Source organism: Aeromonas sp. 160P, from assembly GCF_055193095.1.
In genome coordinates this window covers 2,297,105-2,314,894 of the sequence record NZ_JBUXKV010000001.1, presented here as the reverse complement: position 1 = coordinate 2,314,894, position 17,790 = coordinate 2,297,105, and the positions used below count along the sequence as shown (strand labels likewise).

At 57.8% G+C, this 17,790-nt stretch carries 17 protein-coding genes; 11 read left to right on the top strand and 6 right to left on the bottom strand.

Features of this window, described 5'->3' with window-relative positions:
* Window positions 1-247 precede the first annotated feature (247 nt).
* A complete protein-coding gene (gene adhE, locus ACY8FN_RS11010; protein WP_101324228.1) occupies window positions 248-2,923 on the top strand; it encodes a bifunctional acetaldehyde-CoA/alcohol dehydrogenase in 2,676 nt (891 codons plus the stop codon).
* Between the two features lie 538 nt (window positions 2,924-3,461).
* Here the strand turns inward: adhE and ACY8FN_RS11005 are convergent.
* From ACY8FN_RS11005 to ACY8FN_RS10995, 3 genes are all read right to left on the bottom strand, one after another.
* Window positions 3,462-4,202, bottom strand: a complete 741-nt coding sequence (locus ACY8FN_RS11005) for a YebC/PmpR family DNA-binding transcriptional regulator (protein ID WP_042021324.1) — start codon at window positions 4,200-4,202, stop codon at window positions 3,462-3,464.
* Between the two features lie 100 nt (window positions 4,203-4,302).
* Complete coding sequence (aspS, locus tag ACY8FN_RS11000) at window positions 4,303-6,069, bottom strand: aspartate--tRNA ligase (RefSeq protein ID WP_101319711.1); 1,767 nt, start codon at window positions 6,067-6,069, stop codon at window positions 4,303-4,305.
* Window positions 6,038-6,352, bottom strand: a complete 315-nt coding sequence (locus ACY8FN_RS10995; protein ID WP_206665169.1) for an FmdB family zinc ribbon protein — start codon at window positions 6,350-6,352, stop codon at window positions 6,038-6,040. Before ACY8FN_RS10995 ends, aspS begins: the two co-directional genes overlap by 32 nt.
* Window positions 6,353-6,514: 162 nt before the next feature.
* Between ACY8FN_RS10995 and ACY8FN_RS10990 the strand changes: the two genes are divergently transcribed.
* From ACY8FN_RS10990 to ACY8FN_RS10965, 6 genes are all read left to right on the top strand, one after another.
* On the top strand, window positions 6,515-7,363 hold the full coding sequence (locus tag ACY8FN_RS10990; RefSeq protein ID WP_463100030.1) for a DUF72 domain-containing protein: 849 nt from the start codon (window positions 6,515-6,517) through the stop codon (window positions 7,361-7,363).
* A gap of 275 nt (window positions 7,364-7,638) precedes the next feature.
* Window positions 7,639-8,388 carry a carboxy-S-adenosyl-L-methionine synthase CmoA gene (gene cmoA / locus ACY8FN_RS10985; protein ID WP_101324224.1) on the top strand — a complete coding sequence of 250 codons (750 nt, stop codon included), beginning with the start codon at window positions 7,639-7,641 and terminating at the stop codon, window positions 8,386-8,388.
* On the top strand, window positions 8,385-9,362 hold the full coding sequence (gene cmoB / locus ACY8FN_RS10980; protein ID WP_463100029.1) for a tRNA 5-methoxyuridine(34)/uridine 5-oxyacetic acid(34) synthase CmoB: 978 nt from the start codon (window positions 8,385-8,387) through the stop codon (window positions 9,360-9,362). The genes cmoA and cmoB overlap by 4 nt, the downstream gene beginning before the upstream one ends.
* 52 nt (window positions 9,363-9,414) lie before the next feature.
* A complete protein-coding gene (locus tag ACY8FN_RS10975; protein ID WP_162515655.1) occupies window positions 9,415-10,203 on the top strand; it encodes an ATP-dependent zinc protease family protein in 789 nt (262 codons plus the stop codon).
* Window positions 10,204-10,206: 3 nt separating this feature from the next.
* Window positions 10,207-11,745, top strand: a complete 1,539-nt coding sequence (locus ACY8FN_RS10970) for an inactive transglutaminase family protein (protein WP_101324222.1) — start codon at window positions 10,207-10,209, stop codon at window positions 11,743-11,745.
* 3 nt (window positions 11,746-11,748) lie between these two features.
* Window positions 11,749-12,714 (top strand): alpha-L-glutamate ligase-like protein, encoded by a 966-nt coding sequence (locus ACY8FN_RS10965; protein WP_463100028.1) that lies wholly within the window; start codon window positions 11,749-11,751, stop codon window positions 12,712-12,714.
* 159 nt (window positions 12,715-12,873) lie between these two features.
* Here the strand turns inward: ACY8FN_RS10965 and ACY8FN_RS10960 are convergent, their stop codons facing one another.
* A complete protein-coding gene (locus ACY8FN_RS10960; protein WP_139720483.1) occupies window positions 12,874-13,476 on the bottom strand; it encodes a peroxiredoxin C in 603 nt (200 codons plus the stop codon).
* Between the two features lie 145 nt (window positions 13,477-13,621).
* Here ACY8FN_RS10960 and ACY8FN_RS10955 point away from each other — a divergent pair, with 145 nt between their 5' ends.
* From ACY8FN_RS10955 to ACY8FN_RS10945, 3 genes are all read left to right on the top strand, one after another.
* A complete protein-coding gene (locus ACY8FN_RS10955) occupies window positions 13,622-14,530 on the top strand; it encodes a hydrogen peroxide-inducible genes activator (RefSeq protein WP_042021308.1) in 909 nt (302 codons plus the stop codon).
* A 197-nt stretch (window positions 14,531-14,727) separates the two neighbouring features.
* Complete coding sequence (locus tag ACY8FN_RS10950; protein WP_098969031.1) at window positions 14,728-15,177, top strand: C40 family peptidase; 450 nt, start codon at window positions 14,728-14,730, stop codon at window positions 15,175-15,177.
* Between the two features lie 320 nt (window positions 15,178-15,497).
* Window positions 15,498-15,674, top strand: a complete 177-nt coding sequence (locus tag ACY8FN_RS10945; protein ID WP_005337704.1) for a hypothetical protein — start codon at window positions 15,498-15,500, stop codon at window positions 15,672-15,674.
* A 140-nt stretch (window positions 15,675-15,814) separates the two neighbouring features.
* Here the strand turns inward: ACY8FN_RS10945 and ACY8FN_RS10940 are convergent, their stop codons facing one another.
* Together ACY8FN_RS10940 and fsa are read right to left on the bottom strand one after the other, a co-directional pair.
* Entirely contained in the window at window positions 15,815-15,994 is a 180-nt protein-coding gene (locus ACY8FN_RS10940; RefSeq protein ID WP_042021305.1) for a hypothetical protein, read from the bottom strand.
* Window positions 15,995-16,108: 114 nt separating this feature from the next.
* Entirely contained in the window at window positions 16,109-16,762 is a 654-nt protein-coding gene (gene fsa, locus ACY8FN_RS10935; protein ID WP_245095160.1) for a fructose-6-phosphate aldolase, read from the bottom strand.
* 128 nt (window positions 16,763-16,890) lie between these two features.
* Between fsa and ACY8FN_RS10930 the strand changes: the two genes are divergently transcribed.
* Complete coding sequence (locus ACY8FN_RS10930; RefSeq protein WP_463100027.1) at window positions 16,891-17,787, top strand: glycyl-radical enzyme activating protein; 897 nt, start codon at window positions 16,891-16,893, stop codon at window positions 17,785-17,787.
* Window positions 17,788-17,790 lie beyond the last annotated feature (3 nt).

Here is a 17,790-nt window from a genome sequence, read left to right as displayed (position 1 = left end):
TACAATCCACTCTCCTGTAACATCCCTCGCACACGGATGATGAAATAAAATTTCTTTTGTTCTTTTGTTACACATGATCCAGATCAAGTTTTTATGGACCAACACAGCTCTATAATCGACTCGGAAAGCAATTTAGTAAGGCATGTAAATACCCCGTTATGGTCATTCGCGATTTGACTGAGGGTCTATAATTGCCGGGCATTGCCAACGTCTTACTAAACAGTTTTCAAATAATCAGGAGATAAACATGGCAGTAACCAACTTGGCTGAACTGGATGCAATGGTCGCCCGCGTTAAAGAAGCTCAGCGTGAATTCGCCAGCTTCTCGCAAGAGCAGGTAGACAAGGTTTTCCGTGCAGCCGCCCTGGCCGCCAGTAATGCTCGTATTCCCCTGGCCCAAATGGCCGTGGCTGAATCAGGCATGGGTATCATCGAAGACAAGGTTATTAAGAACCACTTCGCTTCCGAATACATCTATAACGCATACAAAGATGAGAAGACCTGCGGCATCCTGAGCCAGGATGACGAGATGGGCACCATGATCATCGCCGAGCCGGTAGGTATCATCTGCGGTATCGTTCCGACTACCAACCCGACCGCTACCGCGATCTTCAAATCTTTGATCTCCCTGAAGACTCGTAACGCCATCATCTTCTCCCCGCACCCCCGTGCCAAGAACTCCACCAATACCGCTGCCAAGCTGGTACTGGACGCAGCTGTTGCCGCTGGTGCACCGAAAGACATCATCGGCTGGATCGATCAACCGTCTGTTGAGCTGTCTAACGCACTGATGAAGCACAACGACATCAACCTGATCCTGGCCACCGGTGGCCCGGGCATGGTGAAAGCCGCTTACTCTTCCGGTAAGCCTGCTATCGGTGTGGGTGCCGGTAACGTACCCATCGTTATCGACGAAACCGCCGATGTGAAGCGCGCTGTCGCCTCTATCCTGATGTCCAAAACCTTCGACAACGGTGTGGTCTGTGCTTCCGAGCAAGCAGTTATCGTCGTTGACTCCATCTACAACCAGGTGAAAGAGCGTTTCTCCAACCACGATGGCTACATCCTGTCCAAAGATGAAGCGGACAAGGTACGTAAGGTGCTGCTGATTAACGGCGCGCTGAACGCAGATATCGTCGGTCAGCCAGCCACCAAGATCGCCGCCATGGCCGGTGTGACTGTGCCTGCCACCACCAAGATCCTGATCGGTGAAGGCCTGGAATTGTGCGCTGAAGATGAGTTCGCTCATGAGAAGCTCTCCCCGACCCTGGGTATGTTCCGCGCCAAGAATTTCGAAGACGCTGTCGAGATGGCCTGCACCATGGTCAACATCGGTGGTATCGGTCACACCTCAGGTCTGTACACCGACCAGGATCGCAATCAGGACCGCATCAGATACTTCGGCGACAAGATGAAGACCGCCCGTATCCTGATCAACACCCCTTCCACCCAAGGTGGTATCGGTGACCTGTACAACTTTGCTCTTGCTCCTTCCCTGACCCTGGGTTGCGGCTCCTGGAGTGGTAACTCCATCTCCGAGAACGTCGGTCCCAAGCACCTGATCAACAAGAAGACAGTCGCAAAACGGGCAGAAAATATGCTGTGGCACAAACTTCCGAAATCCATCTATTTCCGTCGTGGCTCCCTGCCGATCGCCCTGGGTGATCTGGAAGGTAAAAAGCGTGCAATGGTTGTTACCGACCGCTTCCTGTTCAACAACGGCTATGCCGATGACGTGGTTCGTCTGCTCAAGAAGCTGAACATGGAAGTGGAAGTATTCTACGAAGTAGAAGCTGACCCGACCCTGTCCATCGTCCGCAAGGGCGCCGAGATGGCCAACTCCTTCAAGCCGGACGTTATCCTGGCACTGGGTGGTGGTTCACCGATGGATGCGGCCAAGATCATGTGGGTCATGTACGAGCACCCGGATACTGCCTTCGAAGATCTGGCAATGCGCTTTATGGACATCCGCAAGCGTATCTACAAGTTCCCGAAAATGGGCGTGAAGGCCGAACTGGTCTGTATCACCACCACTTCCGGTACCGGTTCTGAAGTCACCCCGTTTGCGGTAGTAACCGACGACGCCACCGGCATGAAGTACCCGCTGGCTGACTACGAGCTGACCCCGAACATGGCCATCGTTGATGCCAACCTGGTCATGAACATGCCCAAGTCCCTGTGCGCCTTCGGTGGTGTGGATGCGGTCACTCATGCCATGGAAGCCTACGTTTCCGTACTGGCTAACGAATACTCCGATGGCCAGGCACTGCAAGCGCTGAAGCTGCTGAAAGAGTACCTGCCGTCCAGCTACCAGAATGGTGCCAACGATCCGGTTGCTCGCGAGAAGGTACACAATGCTGCCACCATCGCCGGTATCGCATTCGCCAACGCCTTCCTGGGTGTCTGCCACTCCATGGCGCACAAACTGGGTGCTGAATTCCACATTCCGCACGGCCTGGCTAACGCCTTGCTGATCAGCAACGTGATCCGTTACAACGCCAACGACAACCCGACCAAGCAGACTGCGTTCTCCCAGTACGACCGTCCGCAAGCTCGCCGTCGTTATGCCGAAGTGGCTGACCACCTGGGTCTGACTGCTGCTGGCGACCGTACCGCTGCCAAGATCGAGAAGCTGCTGACCTGGCTGGACGAGCTGAAAGCCACTCTGGGCATCCCTGCTTCCATCCGTGAAGCTGGCGTGAACGAAGCTGACTTCCTGGCCAAGGTTGACCAGCTGGCGTTGGAAGCCTTCGATGACCAGTGCACCGGTGCCAACCCGCGCTACCCGCTGATCACCGAGCTCAAAGCCATCCTGATGGATACCTACTACGGTCGTCCGTTCACCGAAGGCGCTGCCGCTGCTCCTGCCGCCGCTGCCCCGGTTGAAGCCAAGGTTGATACCAAGAAAAAATCCAAGGCCTGATAACCAGTCCTGAGATCACAAGCCCGCGCCATGCGCGGGCTTTTTTTTATCCGCAAGTTATCACTCCCCCTCCTCTCCCCCTGCATGTTGTAGTGCAAACCATCCCCTCTCCCGACCAACCTGCACGCCCAACGCCCAACGCCCAGCCAATTATCCGATATCAACATCCAGGCAATGGCTCAGCATTGATTGCCGTACCATGACAACAAGGCCCATCGACAATCGCCTCGGGCATCCTGTGTACGGAGCAATCTGCCTGACTGGCAGAGCGAGCCGTCAACGCCATCTAAAGAGTTGCTCGTGTGATAAACCGGATAAGAGGAGCCATACCATGATCACGTAACGCAACCCGGCTAGCGTGTCGGGCTGACCAGCCAACAGGATCCGTGAAATGGTAAGGCGCAGATGAGGCGGGAAAAGTATTGAGCGAAGAGAGCTGTTGCATTGGTGGATCAAACGACTCGTCAGAGGCTTCACCCATGCAAAGATAAAAAAATGGCAGCCATCCGGCTGCCATCTCAAGTACCTAGGTCAGCGATCAGAGGGTCGCTGCAACTTCATCAGAGATGGAGCCGTTGTGATACACCTCTTGCACATCGTCCAGATCTTCCAGCATGTCGATCAGACGCATCAGCTTGGGAGCGGTTTCCGCATCCAACTCGGCTTCGGTAGAGGGGATCATGGTCACTTCGGCGTTAGCTGCCTTGAAACCCGCCGCTTCCAGCGCATCCAGCACGGTACCAAAATCGTTCGGGCTGGTGTACACCTCGATGGAACCATCCTCTTCGGTGACCACGTCATCGGCGCCCGCTTCCAGTGCCGCATCCATCAATGCATCTTCATCGGCACCCACGAAGGTCAGCAGCCCTTTCTTGCTGAACAGATAGGCGACGGAGCCGTCGGTACCCAGGTTGCCGCCACTCTTGCTGAAGGCATGACGCACTTCGGCAACAGTCCGGTTCCGGTTGTCTGTCAGGCACTCGACCATCACGGCAGATCCAGCCGGACCGTAACCTTCATAGACGATGGTTTCCAGCTGCTCACCATCACCACCACCGGCCCCGCGCGCGATGGCGCGGTTGATGGTCTCGCGGGTCATGTTGCTGGTCAGGGCGGCAGTCACCGCCGCACGCAGGCGCGGGTTGTTGGCCGGGTCAGGATCACCGATCCGGGCGGAAGTGGTGATTTCCCGGATCAGTTTGGTGAAGATCTTGCCCCGCTTGGCATCTTGCGCAGCCTTACGGTGTTTGATGTTGGCCCATTTGCTGTGACCTGCCATAGAGATTCTCCGTTATTTTTTAAATGTCAGTAACACACTTCATTGCTCACCAAAGGGGAGAGAAAGGCCACCTGTGGCGGCCTTTGCTGCCGGTATCGGCTTACTCGTCGCCCTTGACGGTAGTTGCAATCGCCAATTCACCCAGCTGGGCTGCGTTGGCAAGGCTGGGGGCGTCAGTCATCAGACAGGCAGCCGCAGTGGTTTTCGGGAAGGCAATCACGTCCCGAATGTTTTCAGTACCGGTCAGCAGCATGCTGAGACGATCCAGACCGAAGGCCAGACCGGCGTGCGGCGGGGTACCGTACTTCAGGGCATCCAGCAGGAAGCCAAACTTCAGGCGCTGCTCGGCCGGGGTAATGCCCAGGATGTCGAACACGGTGGCCTGCATCTCGCTGTTGTGGATACGGACAGAACCGCCACCCACTTCATAGCCGTTGATCACCATGTCGTAGGCGTTGGCGTAAGCACTCAGCGGGCTGGCTTTCAGATCGCTCGGGCCCATGTTGCTCGGGGCGGTGAACGGGTGGTGCATGGCGGCCAGACCACCTTCACTGTCCTCTTCAAACATCGGGAAATCGATGACCCACAGCGGCTTCCAGCTGTTCTCCAGCAGACCCAGATCGCGGCCCACTTTCAGACGCAGGGCGCCCATGGCATCGCAGACCACTTTCTTGCTGTCAGCGCCAAAGAAGATGATGTCGCCGTCAGCGGCACCGGTACGGGCCAGGATCTCGCGCACGATCTCGTCGGAGAGGAATTTGGCAACCGGAGACTGCACGCCTTCGAGGCCATTAGCGGCTTCGTTGACCTTCATCCAGGCCAGGCCCTTGGCACCGTAGATGCCGACAAACTTGGTGTATTCGTCGATTTGCTTGCGGGACAGCTCGGCGCCGCCCGGTACTTTCAGGGCTGCTACGCGGCCTTTCGGGTCGTTGGCAGGGCCAGCGAACACCGCAAACTCAACCGCAGTCAGCAGATCCGCGACATCGACCAGCTCCATCGGCAGACGCAGATCCGGCTTGTCGGAGCCAAAGCGACGCATGGCTTCATCGAAGGTCATCACCGGGAAGTCACCGAGATCGACGGCCAGCACGTGTTGCCACAGCTTGCGGATCATCTCTTCCATCAGCTCACGCACTTGCGGCGCAGTCATGAAAGAGGTCTCCACGTCGATCTGGGTAAATTCCGGCTGACGGTCGGCACGCAGGTCTTCGTCACGGAAGCACTTGACGATCTGGTAGTAACGGTCGAAGCCGGACATCATCAGCAACTGCTTGAACAGCTGCGGTGATTGCGGCAGGGCGTAGAACTTGCCCTTGTGGACGCGGCTCGGTACCAGATAGTCACGGGCACCTTCCGGGGTCGCCTTGGTCAGCATCGGGGTCTCGATGTCGAGGAAGCCCTGCTCATCCATGAAGCGACGCACGAAAGCACTGGCCTTGGCACGGGTCTTCAGATACTTGGCCATCTCGGGGCGACGCAAGTCCAGATAACGGAACTTGAGACGTTGCTCTTCGCTGTTGACCTGATTGAAGTCCAGCGGCAACGGCTCGGCACGGTTGATGATGTTGAGCTCGTGAGCGAACACTTCGATGGCGCCGGTGGCCATGTCGCTGTTGCGCTGGGAGTCAGGGCGGGTACGCACCACGCCGGTCACCTGGATGCAGAACTCGCCGCGCAGCTCGGAAGCCAGCGCGAATGCGTCCGGCTTGTCCGGATCGAAGAACACCTGCACGATCCCTTCCCGGTCGCGCATGTCGATAAAGATCAGGCCGCCAAGATCACGACGACGATGAACCCAACCGCACAATGTAATGGTCTGCCCGGCATGGGCCTCATTGACCTGTCCGCAATAGATAGAGCGCATGGACTTCTTCCTTCGAAATTGTAGAGAGACGGTTAACCTTGGGCCGCCGGGCACGACTGGCAAGCACCGTCTGTCTCACAGCTGGCCAGATTCTTTTCTTACCCGGTTTGAAATCAGTCTCGTACCATCCGGTTCCCTTGAGCCGGAAGCCTGCCGCCGATATCAGCTTGACCCGATGTGGCTTGCTACAGGCCAGACAGTCGGTCAGGGGGGCATCGGAAAGCTTTTGCAGTTTTGCCAATTCAGGACCACAGACATCGCAACGATCTGCGTAGACAGGCATGGGCCACTAGAAATTGGTAAACAAAAGGGCTGGCATTATAGAGGAAAACCCCCTTTTGGGTAAAATGGCCAGCAGCCTCCTTTCAGCAGTTTTTTGCACTCGGTGGCAAAAAAATCGACAAAAACGGGCATGCGAGCCCCAAGACCGACGAGAATAGCCGCCATGAGCCTCTATTTGGGCCTGCCACAGTGGTCCCACCCCAGCTGGCCCGGCCAGTTGCTGGGCCTTGGCGCCAAGCCTGCCGAACACCTCGCTCACTACGCCACCGTGTTCAATTCGGTGGAGGGTAACACCACCTTCTATGCCCTGCCGACGGCGGAGACGGTACAACGCTGGGCCGATGCGGTGCCCGCCCACTTTCGCTTCAACTTCAAGTTTCCACAAACCATCAGCCACCAGAGCGATCTGGTGAGTGCAGATAAGCAGGTGGCCGACTTTATCCGCCTGCTCGCCCCGCTGCACCACAAGCTGGGGTTGCTCACCCTGCAACTGCCCGCCCGCTTCGGCCCGGAGGGGCTGCCCCGGCTTGCGGCCTTTATCGAGCGGCTGCCGGCACAGTTCACCTACGCCCTCGAAGTACGCCACCCCGACTTCTTCGCCAAAGGGGACGCCGAGCGGGCATTGAACCGGCTGCTGATGGAGAAGGGGGTAAATCGCATCATGCTCGACAGCCGGCCACTCTTCTCGGTGCAAGCAACCACGCCAGCCCTTGTCGATGCCCAGGGCAAGAAGCCGCGGCTGCCGGTGCATCTGCTGGCCACCGCCAGCGCTCCCATGGTGCGCTTTATCGGCCTGCCGGATCCGGCGGCCAACCACCCCTTCCTGCCCAGCTGGCTTCCCCACTGGCGCCAGTGGCTCGCGGAGGGGAAGGATCTCTACCTCTATATACATACTGCCGACAACGCCCAGGCACCTGAGCTGGCGCGCCAGATCACCCGCCTGCTGGAGCAGGAGATGGCCCCCTGGCCGGGGGAAAACGATCGCGCACGTCAGGGAGTGCTGCGCTTTTAGCCAACCCATTCTGCGGCCATCGAACTGCGGCAAAAAAAGCGCTTTTTTGTGGCGAGGCAAGCCCTGGCGTCAAGACAAATGGTCATCAATCCTCTACACTACCGCCCCAAGTAAGGGTCCGGAACATGACCCATACGAACAGGGTCGGTCCAAAGGATTTCATGACCAGCCACCCCGTTCGTAAACAGGTGATTAATCTACTCTGATGAGTGTCACCCAACGACTCAATTGAACAATACAGCCGGGTTATTCCCCGACTGTCAGGTTGCGCCAGCATGCAGACCAAAGACCAAATTTTTGCCGCCCCGATCGCCCGATTGGGGGATTTCTGTTTTGACGAACAGGTCGTCGACGTATTTCCCGATATGATCCAGCGCTCGGTGCCGGGCTACAGCAACATCATCTCCGCCATCGGTATGATGGCCGCCCGTTACGCCCAACCGATGAGCCGGCTCTATGATCTCGGCTGTTCGCTGGGCGCTGCGACTCAGGCCATGCGTCGCCATATCAGCCAGCCCGGTTGCCGCATCACCGCGGTGGATCTCTCCCACCCGATGATCGAACGCGCCCGCGCCCACCTCTCCGGTTTCAAATCCGAGGTACCGGTGGAACTGGTGGAAGCTGACATCTGCGACATCGAGATCGAGAACGCCTCTGTGGTGGTGCTCAACTTCACCCTGCAATTTGTCGAGCCCGAGCAGCGGGCAGCCCTGATCCAGCGCATTTTTGATGGGCTGCGTCCGGGCGGGATCCTGATCCTGAGCGAAAAGTTTCGCTTCGAGGATGAGCCGGTCAACGAACTGCTGATCGACCTGCACCTCGACTTCAAACGGGCCAATGGCTACAGCGAGCTGGAGATCAGCCAGAAGCGCACCGCCCTTGAGAATGTGATGCGCACCGACAGCCTGCAGACCCACCGTGATCGCCTGCGGGATGCCGGTTTCGTTCATCAGGACCTCTGGTTCCAGTGCTTCAATTTCGGCTCCATGATTGCCATCAAATCGAGCGAGCCCACCCAGCCATGATCGACTTTGCCAACTTCTATCAACTGATTGCCAAGAACCGGCTGAGCCACTGGCTGCATACCCTGCCCGCCCAGCTGCACACCTGGCAACATGACAACCAGCACGGCGATCTGCCGCGCTGGAACCGCGCCCTCAACAAGCTGCCGGTGGTATCCCCCGGCAACATCGAGCTGAAAAACCGGGTCGAGATAGGCTCGGCCGAGAGCCTTGGCGAAGGGGAGCGCAAAAAAGTCGAAAGCCTGCTGCGCCACTTCATGCCATGGCGCAAGGGGCCGTTCACGGTGCACGGCATCCACATCGATACCGAGTGGCGATCCGACTGGAAGTGGGATCGGGTGCTGCCCCATATCAGCCCGCTGGCAGGCCGTTACGTGCTGGATGTGGGCTGCGGCAGTGGCTATCACCTCTGGCGCATGGTGGGTGAAGGGGCCAAGCTGGCGGTCGGCATCGATCCGAGTCCGCTGTTCCTCTGCCAGTTCGAAGCCATTCGCCACTTCGCAGGCAATGATCAGCGCGCCCACCTGTTGCCGCTCGGCATTCAGGAGTTGCCTGAGCTGCGCGCCTTTGACACCGTCTTCTCCATGGGGGTGCTCTATCACCGTAAATCCCCCATCGAGCACATCGAGCAGCTGCGCAACCAACTGAAAGACGATGGTGAACTGGTACTGGAGACGCTGGTGGTTGATGGTGGCGTCAATGAAGTATTGGTGCCGACAGATCGCTACGGCAAAATGCGCAATGTCTGGTTTATTCCCTCAAGTAGCGCCCTCAAGCTGTGGGTTGAGCGTTGCGGCTTCACCGACGTGCGGATTGTAGACGAGAATATGACCAGCACCGACGAACAACGTCGTACCGACTGGATGATTAATGAATCCCTGAGTGACTATCTGGACCCAGACAATCCGGCACTCACGGTAGAAGGACACCCGGCGCCCAAACGTGCCGTGCTGATTGCCCGCAAGGCCAAAGACTAGCCGCTGGCGATTCAGAAAGTTACACTGACCCAATTCCAGGAAGCACAGTTAAATGAATGACATGAAAAGCAAATTAAAAGGAATGACCCTGCTCTCCCTGCTTAGTCTCGGCGGGTGTGTCAATATGGAAAAAACGCCTCAGGTTCCTGTACTGACCCTGGCCGAGCTCCGTAGTGAACTCGACCAGAGCGAGCAGCGCCTGCAAACCTCCATGGAACAGCAACAAAAGCACTATGTGCAGCAACAGCACCTGCTGGTTCAGCTCAACACTGATGTCACCAACATGAAAGAGTCAGTCAAAAAACTCGATACCAAGCTCACCGCAATTCCCGCTGAGCCGCCCAAACCCATGGCCCTCCCGACTGAGCAATGCGCGGCTCCCACTCAGGGCCACACCATCGATGGCAAACTGATGGTCGGTGAAGCGGAGTGGATCTGGGTTGATGCCGCCAACGACGCCTTCCAGGCGCGGGTGGATACCGGTGCCACCACCTCCTCCATCAGCGCCCAGGAGATCACCATTTTCGAGCGCAATGGCAAGAACTGGGTGCGCTTCTTCCTGAGTCATCAGGATGTTGATGACAAGATCCAGATCGAAGCGCCGCTGGTGCGCCATGTGCGGGTGCGTCAGGCCTCTGCCGATGATCTCGACCGCCGTCCGGTGGTGCGTCTGGCCGTGCGGATCGGTGACATGACCGAGAAAGCCGAATTTACCCTGAAAGACCGTAGCGACATGACCTTCCCGGTGCTGCTGGGTCGTGAATTTTTGAAAGACATCGCCGTGGTTGATGTGGCCCGCGAATATATCCAACCCAAACCCAAGCTCAAGGATGTGAAATAATCCATGGTTTCCCGTAAGCCGTTCTATTTGCTGGTAGCCCTGCTGTACATTGTCGGCCTGGGGATGACGATCTACCACCATATCGCGTTGGATGTGCCACTCACCCCCGGTGAAAAGCGCCAGATCTGGTCCATCGAAGCCAAGCTGGAGTTCGAGGCGACCGGTGATCCGGTGATCGCCTCACTGGCCATTCCGGGCACCCAGCCCGGTTTCACCCTGATGAACGAAAACGCCGCCAGCCCGGGCTACGGCCTCTCCTTTGTCGAGAAAGATGGCGATGCCCGCGCCGAGTGGTCTATTCGCACCGCTTCCGGTCGTCAAGAGCTCTACTACCGCGTCGACATGATGGCGGATGCCCATGCCAAACCGGCTGCCAATCCGCAGCCGCCCGCCATCGAGAAGCAGATCGAGAGTGAGCCCTACGCCACTGCGATGAAACAGATCGTCGAGCGGGCGCAAGAGCGCTCAGCAGATGGCTACACCTTGACTCGCGAGATCATCAAGGAGATCGAGAAGCAGGAGCAAAATGCCGAGCTGCTGAAAAAGAACAAGAGCCGCGCCAACCTGATCGCCGAACTGCTCAACAATGCTGACGTGCCGACCCGGGTGGTGCATGCCCTGAACCTGGAAGATGGCCGCCGTCGTCAGGAGCTGGTGGATTACCTGCAGGTGTTCAACAGCCCGACCGACTACAAGCTGTTCAACCCGCAAACCGGTGAACAGGGCCGCCCTGCCAACCTGCTGCTGTGGGAATACAACTCAGGCGCGCTGCTGGATGTGACCGGTGGCCACAACTCCCGTGTCAGTTTCTCGATGATCGAGCAAGAGCAGCCGGTCAGTGTGGCGCTGGCCCAGAAGTTCGAAAAATCCGAGATGATGAACTTCTCCATCCACAGCCTGCCGCTGGAAGAGCAGACCCTGTTCAAGGGCTTGCTGCTGATCCCGATCGGCGTGCTGATGGTGGTGTTCCTGCGGGTACTGGTGGGGATCAAAACGTCGGGCACCTTCATGCCGGTGCTGATCGCGGTCGCCTTTATCCAGACCTCGCTGGTCACCGGTCTCATTGGTTTCCTGCTGATTGTCGGCACAGGTCTCATCATCCGCTCCTATCTGTCGCGGCTCAACCTGCTACTGGTTGCCCGAATATCGGCCATCATCATCATGGTGATTTCGATGATCGGCATCTTCTCGGCGTTCGCCTTCAAGCTGGGGCTGACCGATGGCATGAAGATCACCTTCTTCCCGATGATCATCCTCTCCTGGACCATCGAACGTATGTCAATCCTGTGGGAAGAAGAGGGTCCGAAAGAGGTGGTACGTCAGGGCGGCGGTTCACTGCTGGTCGCCGTTATCGCCTATCTGGCCATGGATAACGAGTTGATCCGTCACCTTACCTTCAACTTCCTCGGTCTGCAGCTGGTGCTGATGGCAACCGTGCTGCTGATGGGTAACTACACCGGCTACAAGCTGAGCGAACTGAAGCGCTTCAAGCCGCTGGTGGACGAGATGAAGTCAGGCGCCACTCCGGGTAAGGACAAGTAACAGATGTGGTTCTGGGAAAAATACACCACCCCGTGGAGCCTGTCCCAATCAGGCATCCTCGGTATGAACAAGCGTAACCACTCCTACATCAGCCGCTACAATCCGCGCAGCCTCTATCCGCTGGTGGATGACAAGCTGCAGACCAAGCGCATCGCACTGGATGCCGGTGTCACCGTGCCTGAGCTGATCGGTACCATCCGTGCCCAGCACGATGTAGTGCGGATCACCAAGCTGGTCAAGGATTGGCCGGGTTTCTGCATCAAACCGGCCCGCGGCTCGGGCGGCAAGGGGATCCTGGTGATCTTGCGTCAGGAAGATGGCCTCTTCTACAAGCCCAACGGCAGTGCCTCCAACGGTCAGGATCTGGAGCGCCATGTCTCCAACATTCTGGCGGGCCTCTATTCGCTGGGCGGCAAGCCCGACGTGGCGCTGGTGGAAGGCCTCATCAACTTTGACGATGTGTTCGACGGCTACTCCTTTGAAGGGGTCCCCGATGCTCGGGTGATCATCTTCAAGGGCTTCCCGGTGATGGCGATGATGCGCCTCTCTACCGCCGCCTCGGACGGCAAGGCGAACCTGCACCAGGGCGCCGTGGGGGTAGGCCTGTGCCTGCGTACCGGTCGCGCCCTGCGGGCAGTGCAGTTTGGCAATCCGCTGCGTCACCACCCGGATACCGGCCTTGACCTCTATGACCTCAAGGTGCCCCACTGGGATACCCTGCTGACCTTGGCAGCATCCTGCTACGAGATGTCGGGTCTGGGCTATATCGGCACCGACATGGTGCTGGACAAGTTCCGTGGCCCCATGCTGCTGGAGCTCAACGCCCGACCCGGTCTTGCCATCCAGATCGCCAACGGTCGCGGCCTGGTGCCCAATCTCAAGACCATCGAGAAGCTGGACCAAGTGAAAATGAACGTCGAGCAGCGGGTCAACTTCGCCAAGGATCACTTCGGGATCTTTGACGAGTAGCCACAAGCAGATAGCAAAACGCGCCAACTGGCGCGTTTTTTTATGCCTAACCACTGGCTATCCCACTCTGATTGAGCAGCCATCACTTGGGTTCTGCTGATTACACACATAAAAAAACCGGCGCCAAGGCACCGGTTCTTCAAGCTGAGTGCGATCCGATTACAGGGAGTCAGCATTCTCGGACAGGTACTTGGCCACGCCATCCGGTGAAGCTGTCATGCCTTTTTTGCCTTTTTCCCACTGAGCCGGACACACTTCGCCGTGCTCTTCGTGGAATTGCAGGGCATCGACCATGCGCAGCATCTCGTCGATGTTGCGACCCAGCGGCAGATCGTTGACCACCTGATGACGCACAACACCGCTCTTGTCGATCAGGAAGGAGCCACGGAAAGCCACACCGGCTTCCGGGTGCTCAACGTCATAGGCTTTGCAGATCTCGTGCTTGATGTCAGCAACCAGCGGGTACTTGACCGGGCCTATGCCACCATCTTCGATCTTGGTGTTGCGCCATGCGTTGTGGGAGAACTCGGAATCGATAGAAACACCGATCACTTCCACGCCACGCTTGTTGAACTCTTCCAGACGATGATCGAAGGCAATCAGCTCGGACGGGCAGACGAAAGTGAAGTCGAGCGGATAGAAGAACAGGACGGCTGCTTTGCCTTTGATGCGGGAAGAGAGGTTGAATGAATCAACGATCTCGCCATTACCCAGAACGGCTGCGGCGGTAAAATCGGGTGCGGGACGGCCTACCAATACCATATTCAATTCCTCTTTATGTGAAGTGAACAATCCGGTCAGGATTGGGCTACCTAGAGCCAAGTCCATCTAATTCGAGCGACAAACTTTAGACCCAGTGGTAGATTAGTAAATCAAATTAAATAGATAGCATCTATCGGGTTTTTCTATGCAACGTTGGCCCAGCCTCAAACAGCTGCAATATCTGGTCGCTCTCGACGAGCACAAGAACTTCAATCGCGCCGCCAAAGCCTGCCATGTCAGTCAGTCGACCCTGAGTACCGGGATCCAGACGCTGGAGGACATGATGAGCCTGCAACTGGTGGAACGGGACCACAAGAGCTTCATTATGACCCCGGTCGGCATGGAAATCGTCGAGCGAGCTCGCAATTTACTCTCCGATGCGCGGGATCTGATGGAGCTCGGGCAACATCAGGGCGGCGTGATGCAGGGCACAGTGCGTCTTGGCTGTATTCCCACCATTGCCCCCTTTCTGCTCAGCAAACTGCTGAAAGTGTGCAGCAAGACCTATCCTGAGCTGGAATTGTTGCTGCGCGAAGACACCACCAGCAATTTGCTCAAGCAGCTGGAGCAAGGTCAGCTCGATCTGCTGATCCTGGCGTTGCCCATCGAGATCGGCGGTTTTCACTGCAAGACTGTTGGTCAGGATCCGTTCCATATGGTGATGCCCGCCAGCATGGCGGCCGGTCTGCATACCCCGTTCGACTATAAAGAGCTGCCGAATCAAAGCATCTTTCTGCTGGAGCGGGAGCACTGCCTCACCGAGCATGCAGTGAGCGCCTGTAGCTTGCGGGACAAGAGCAAGATCAACCCGTTTGCCGCGACCAGCCTGCATACCCTGGTGCAGATGGTGGAAGCAGGTCTCGGCACCACCTTCTTGCCGCAGATGGCCATCGATGCCGGCATTCTCGCCAACTCCGATCTGGTGGCCATCCCGCTTCCCGGAGAGATGCCCTATCGCGAAATCGGGCTGGTATGGCGCCCCAGCACCACCCGGGTGCAGACCTTCTACAAGCTGGCGGAACTGCTCAAACCGTTGATAACCCCAGCCTCATAACGCAGACGCCAGCCCTCGGGCTGGCTTTTTTTGAGCCCCCGCCGCATTTTTCCGTTCCGCTGCTAGGTATGGAGCCAGATCCCTGTTTATGATGGAAAAGTTGTCGCATCAGCGCCTCCAGCCCTACACCTAGGTGGTTGAACGCAGCTGTTGATGTACTTTGCTATTGGTTAAACATGTCTGTGAAGAGAGCCCCGATGTATCGCAAGCTGTCGCTATTCCTGCTGACCCTGCTGCTGGCCGCCTGCTCCAGCACGCCGGAGCCGCCTCCGCCCCCCCGGCAGAGCAGTGCCTTTGATGGCTTCTACCAGCAGTGGCGCGGTGTCCCTTACCGGATGGGCGGCGCCAGCCGCGCCGGGCTCGACTGCTCTGCCTTCACCCAACTCGCCTACAACCAGGTTCTCGGCTTCAACCTGCCAAGAACCACCGAGTCCCAGGCCAGCATAGGCAAGCCGGTGGATCGCTACCGCCTGCAGCACGGGGACCTGGTCTTTTTCAAGACCGGCTGGCAGCAATATCATGTGGGGGTCTATACCGGTGCAGGGGAGTTTATCCACGCCTCCACCAGCAAAGGCGTGATCCGCTCCCGTCTCGACAACGTCTACTGGAACAGCCGCTACTGGCAAGCCCGCCGGGTGACCCAGTAACGGCCACTGGCCTCCTCATCGCACCAGCCGCCAGCCCACTGACTCAGTCAATCCTTGACGTTGCTCTGGGCCCCCACCCTCTGCTTATAACTCAATTGGCCCCAAAACCTGTCATTCACACCATTTCGTGATAAGGTGGTAGCCAATTTTTAACACTTTCGCACTGTTTTTATACGCCAGTTATCAAAGTTGACAGTAAGGATGGCAATAGAAACAACCGCTCACCATAAGGCGTGGCGAAAGTGGCTGTGGTAGCGCGCTCCGGGAAGGACCGCCCACAGCAGCTGTATCAAGGGTTAAATGGATAAGGAGATCATGCAATGAAGCAATACCAAAGCTGGCTGGGGCAATACCTGATGAGTCGCCGTGACGGTGACCACGCCATGGCATGCGAGATGGCGAGTTCCATCTGCGAGTTCTGGCAGCAACAGGGTGATGAAAACGAACTGGACAAGTGGCAGCAGATTTACCAAAACCACCTGGAAAAGACCACCTAACCTCACTTGCCACCTTGCTGCCAGCCATCTGGTGTGGCAGCAAGGCCATAGCTCCCGTCTCGCCTTCTGACCCACTCTCCCACTGCCTTAACCCTGTTCCCAGGGGCTGTCGTCCAATGACAGAACGCTGCCGTCTTACCTCAGGATTGGCGCTGGTTGTCGAGCCAGTGCTGGATCAGAAATTCTTCATCAAGTGGCGAGAGATCAAAACGCAGGCTGGCCTCTTCAATGGCGGCGATATCGTGCAGGTGGTGTTCGCTGAGCCAACGCACCGCACGACGCAAATCTTCACCATGGGGGAGTAGCAGATGGTCGCTCATGGGATACCTCCGGTAGACTGCAAGGCGGCCAGCGAAGGTGGCCACCTGTTTCAAGTCTAGTCGGTCAATCCCCATCACCCGCGCTTCTTCACCCTCCCCCAGCTATCACTGCAATTAGCGACCGAAAGCGCGCTGCCAATCCTGATCAAACTTCACCAGCGCCGCATCCACCGCAGGCACGTTCAGCAGCTGCTCCGCCACATCGAGCGGCAATGTGATGGATTGGCAACCGGCCAGCAGGCAGTCAAGCGCCTGACGGGGAGTGCGGAATGACGCCGCCAACACCTTGCTGTTCGGTGCGTGCAGCGCAAGCAGCTGTTGCAGCTCCTGCACGGTGGCAATGCCATCACCGCCCTGAGCGTCCAGCCGGTTGACATAAGGGGCGACATATTCCGCCCCCGCCACCGCCGCCAGCCAGCCTTGCAGCGGGGTATAGACCGCCGTGCCCAGGGTCGGCACGCCGTTGGCAGTCAGGCTCTTGATCGCCGCCAGCCCCTCTGCGCATACCGGGATCTTGATCACCAGATCCGGGTCCAGCTCACGCAGGGCGAACGCCTCGCGCACCATCTCGGTTTCAGTTTTGGCCATCACCTGGGCAAACAAGCGTGCCTTGGGCCCCAGTACATCGCGCAGGGCGGGCAGCAGCTCGGAGAGCGGCAATCCCCCGGCGGCAGTAATGGAAGGATTGGTGGTAACACCGGCCAACGGCAGGATCCGTGACCAGCGACGCACTGCCGCCACATCGGCGGTATCGAGATACAGCTCCATCTCTAACTCCTTAACGGGATGTTTAATATGTCGTCATTCTAGCGATAAAACATCTGCGAAACACTTGATCGAAATCAAATCAACTTTCGAGTGAAAGCAAATAGAATGAAAAAACAAAAGGAGGCGGTATGATTTTCGACCTGCAACGATATTCGACTCACGATGGCACCGGCATTCGCACCCTGGTGTTTCTCAAGGGGTGCTCGCTAGCTTGCCTGTGGTGTCAAAACCCGGAAAGCCGCTCTCCCAAGCCGGACATACTACTCGACCGGCGCCAATGCATCGAGGGATGCCAGCTCTGCAGCCAGACCTGTCCGGCAATCTTGCGTGACAGCGAGGGCATCCAGCTCAGCCGTTCAGCTCTCAAGGCAGAAGATATGGAACGGCTGCGCGGCCTCTGCCCCAGCGAAGCGCTGCAGGTGTGCGGCCGGGATGAAACCCTGGACACCCTGATGGACACCATCTTGCGGGATCGCCCCTTCTTCGAGCGCAGCGGCGGTGGCGTCACCCTCTCCGGTGGCGAGCCGTTTATGCAGCCCGATTTTGCCGCCGCCCTGCTGGCCCGCTGCAAGGCAGAAGGGCTGCACACCGCAGTCGAGAGCTGCCTCCATGTGCCCTGGCACCAGATTGAGCCAAGCCTCCCCTCACTGGATCTGGTGCTGGCAGATCTCAAACACGTGGATAAAGATCGCTTCTTCAACTGGACCCGCGGCAAGGTGGAGCTGCCCATCGCGAACCTCAAACGCCTCGCCGAGCACGGCGTGCCGATGCAGATCCGGGTGCCACTCATTCCCGGATTCAATGCCGACCGCGCATCGATCACCGCCATCACCGACACCGCCGCCAGTCTCGGCACGGTACAGGAGATCCACTTCCTCCCCTACCACACCTTGGGGATGGGCAAATATGCCCTGCTGGATCTGCCCTATCAGGCGCCGGAGACACCACTCGACGACCCCGATTTACTCAGCTTTGCCCACGCATACGCCCAACGTCAGGGGCTGACCCCTGTGACCAGAGGATAAGAT

Coding starts and splice junctions, on each gene's coding strand:
- adhE (WP_101324228.1), top strand. CDS start 248: ATGGCAGTAACCAACTTGGCTGAACTGGATGCAATGGTCGCCCGCGTT.
- ACY8FN_RS11005 (WP_042021324.1), bottom strand. CDS start 4,202: ATGGCAGGTCACAGCAAATGGGCCAACATCAAACACCGTAAGGCTGCG.
- aspS (WP_101319711.1), bottom strand. CDS start 6,069: ATGCGCTCTATCTATTGCGGACAGGTCAATGAGGCCCATGCCGGGCAG.
- ACY8FN_RS10995 (WP_206665169.1), bottom strand. CDS start 6,352: ATGCCTGTCTACGCAGATCGTTGCGATGTCTGTGGTCCTGAATTGGCA.
- ACY8FN_RS10990 (WP_463100030.1), top strand. CDS start 6,515: ATGAGCCTCTATTTGGGCCTGCCACAGTGGTCCCACCCCAGCTGGCCC.
- cmoA (WP_101324224.1), top strand. CDS start 7,639: ATGCAGACCAAAGACCAAATTTTTGCCGCCCCGATCGCCCGATTGGGG.
- cmoB (WP_463100029.1), top strand. CDS start 8,385: ATGATCGACTTTGCCAACTTCTATCAACTGATTGCCAAGAACCGGCTG.
- ACY8FN_RS10975 (WP_162515655.1), top strand. CDS start 9,415: ATGAATGACATGAAAAGCAAATTAAAAGGAATGACCCTGCTCTCCCTG.
- ACY8FN_RS10970 (WP_101324222.1), top strand. CDS start 10,207: ATGGTTTCCCGTAAGCCGTTCTATTTGCTGGTAGCCCTGCTGTACATT.
- ACY8FN_RS10965 (WP_463100028.1), top strand. CDS start 11,749: ATGTGGTTCTGGGAAAAATACACCACCCCGTGGAGCCTGTCCCAATCA.
- ACY8FN_RS10960 (WP_139720483.1), bottom strand. CDS start 13,476: ATGGTATTGGTAGGCCGTCCCGCACCCGATTTTACCGCCGCAGCCGTT.
- ACY8FN_RS10955 (WP_042021308.1), top strand. CDS start 13,622: ATGCAACGTTGGCCCAGCCTCAAACAGCTGCAATATCTGGTCGCTCTC.
- ACY8FN_RS10950 (WP_098969031.1), top strand. CDS start 14,728: ATGTATCGCAAGCTGTCGCTATTCCTGCTGACCCTGCTGCTGGCCGCC.
- ACY8FN_RS10945 (WP_005337704.1), top strand. CDS start 15,498: ATGAAGCAATACCAAAGCTGGCTGGGGCAATACCTGATGAGTCGCCGT.
- ACY8FN_RS10940 (WP_042021305.1), bottom strand. CDS start 15,994: ATGAGCGACCATCTGCTACTCCCCCATGGTGAAGATTTGCGTCGTGCG.
- fsa (WP_245095160.1), bottom strand. CDS start 16,762: ATGGAGCTGTATCTCGATACCGCCGATGTGGCGGCAGTGCGTCGCTGG.
- ACY8FN_RS10930 (WP_463100027.1), top strand. CDS start 16,891: ATGATTTTCGACCTGCAACGATATTCGACTCACGATGGCACCGGCATT.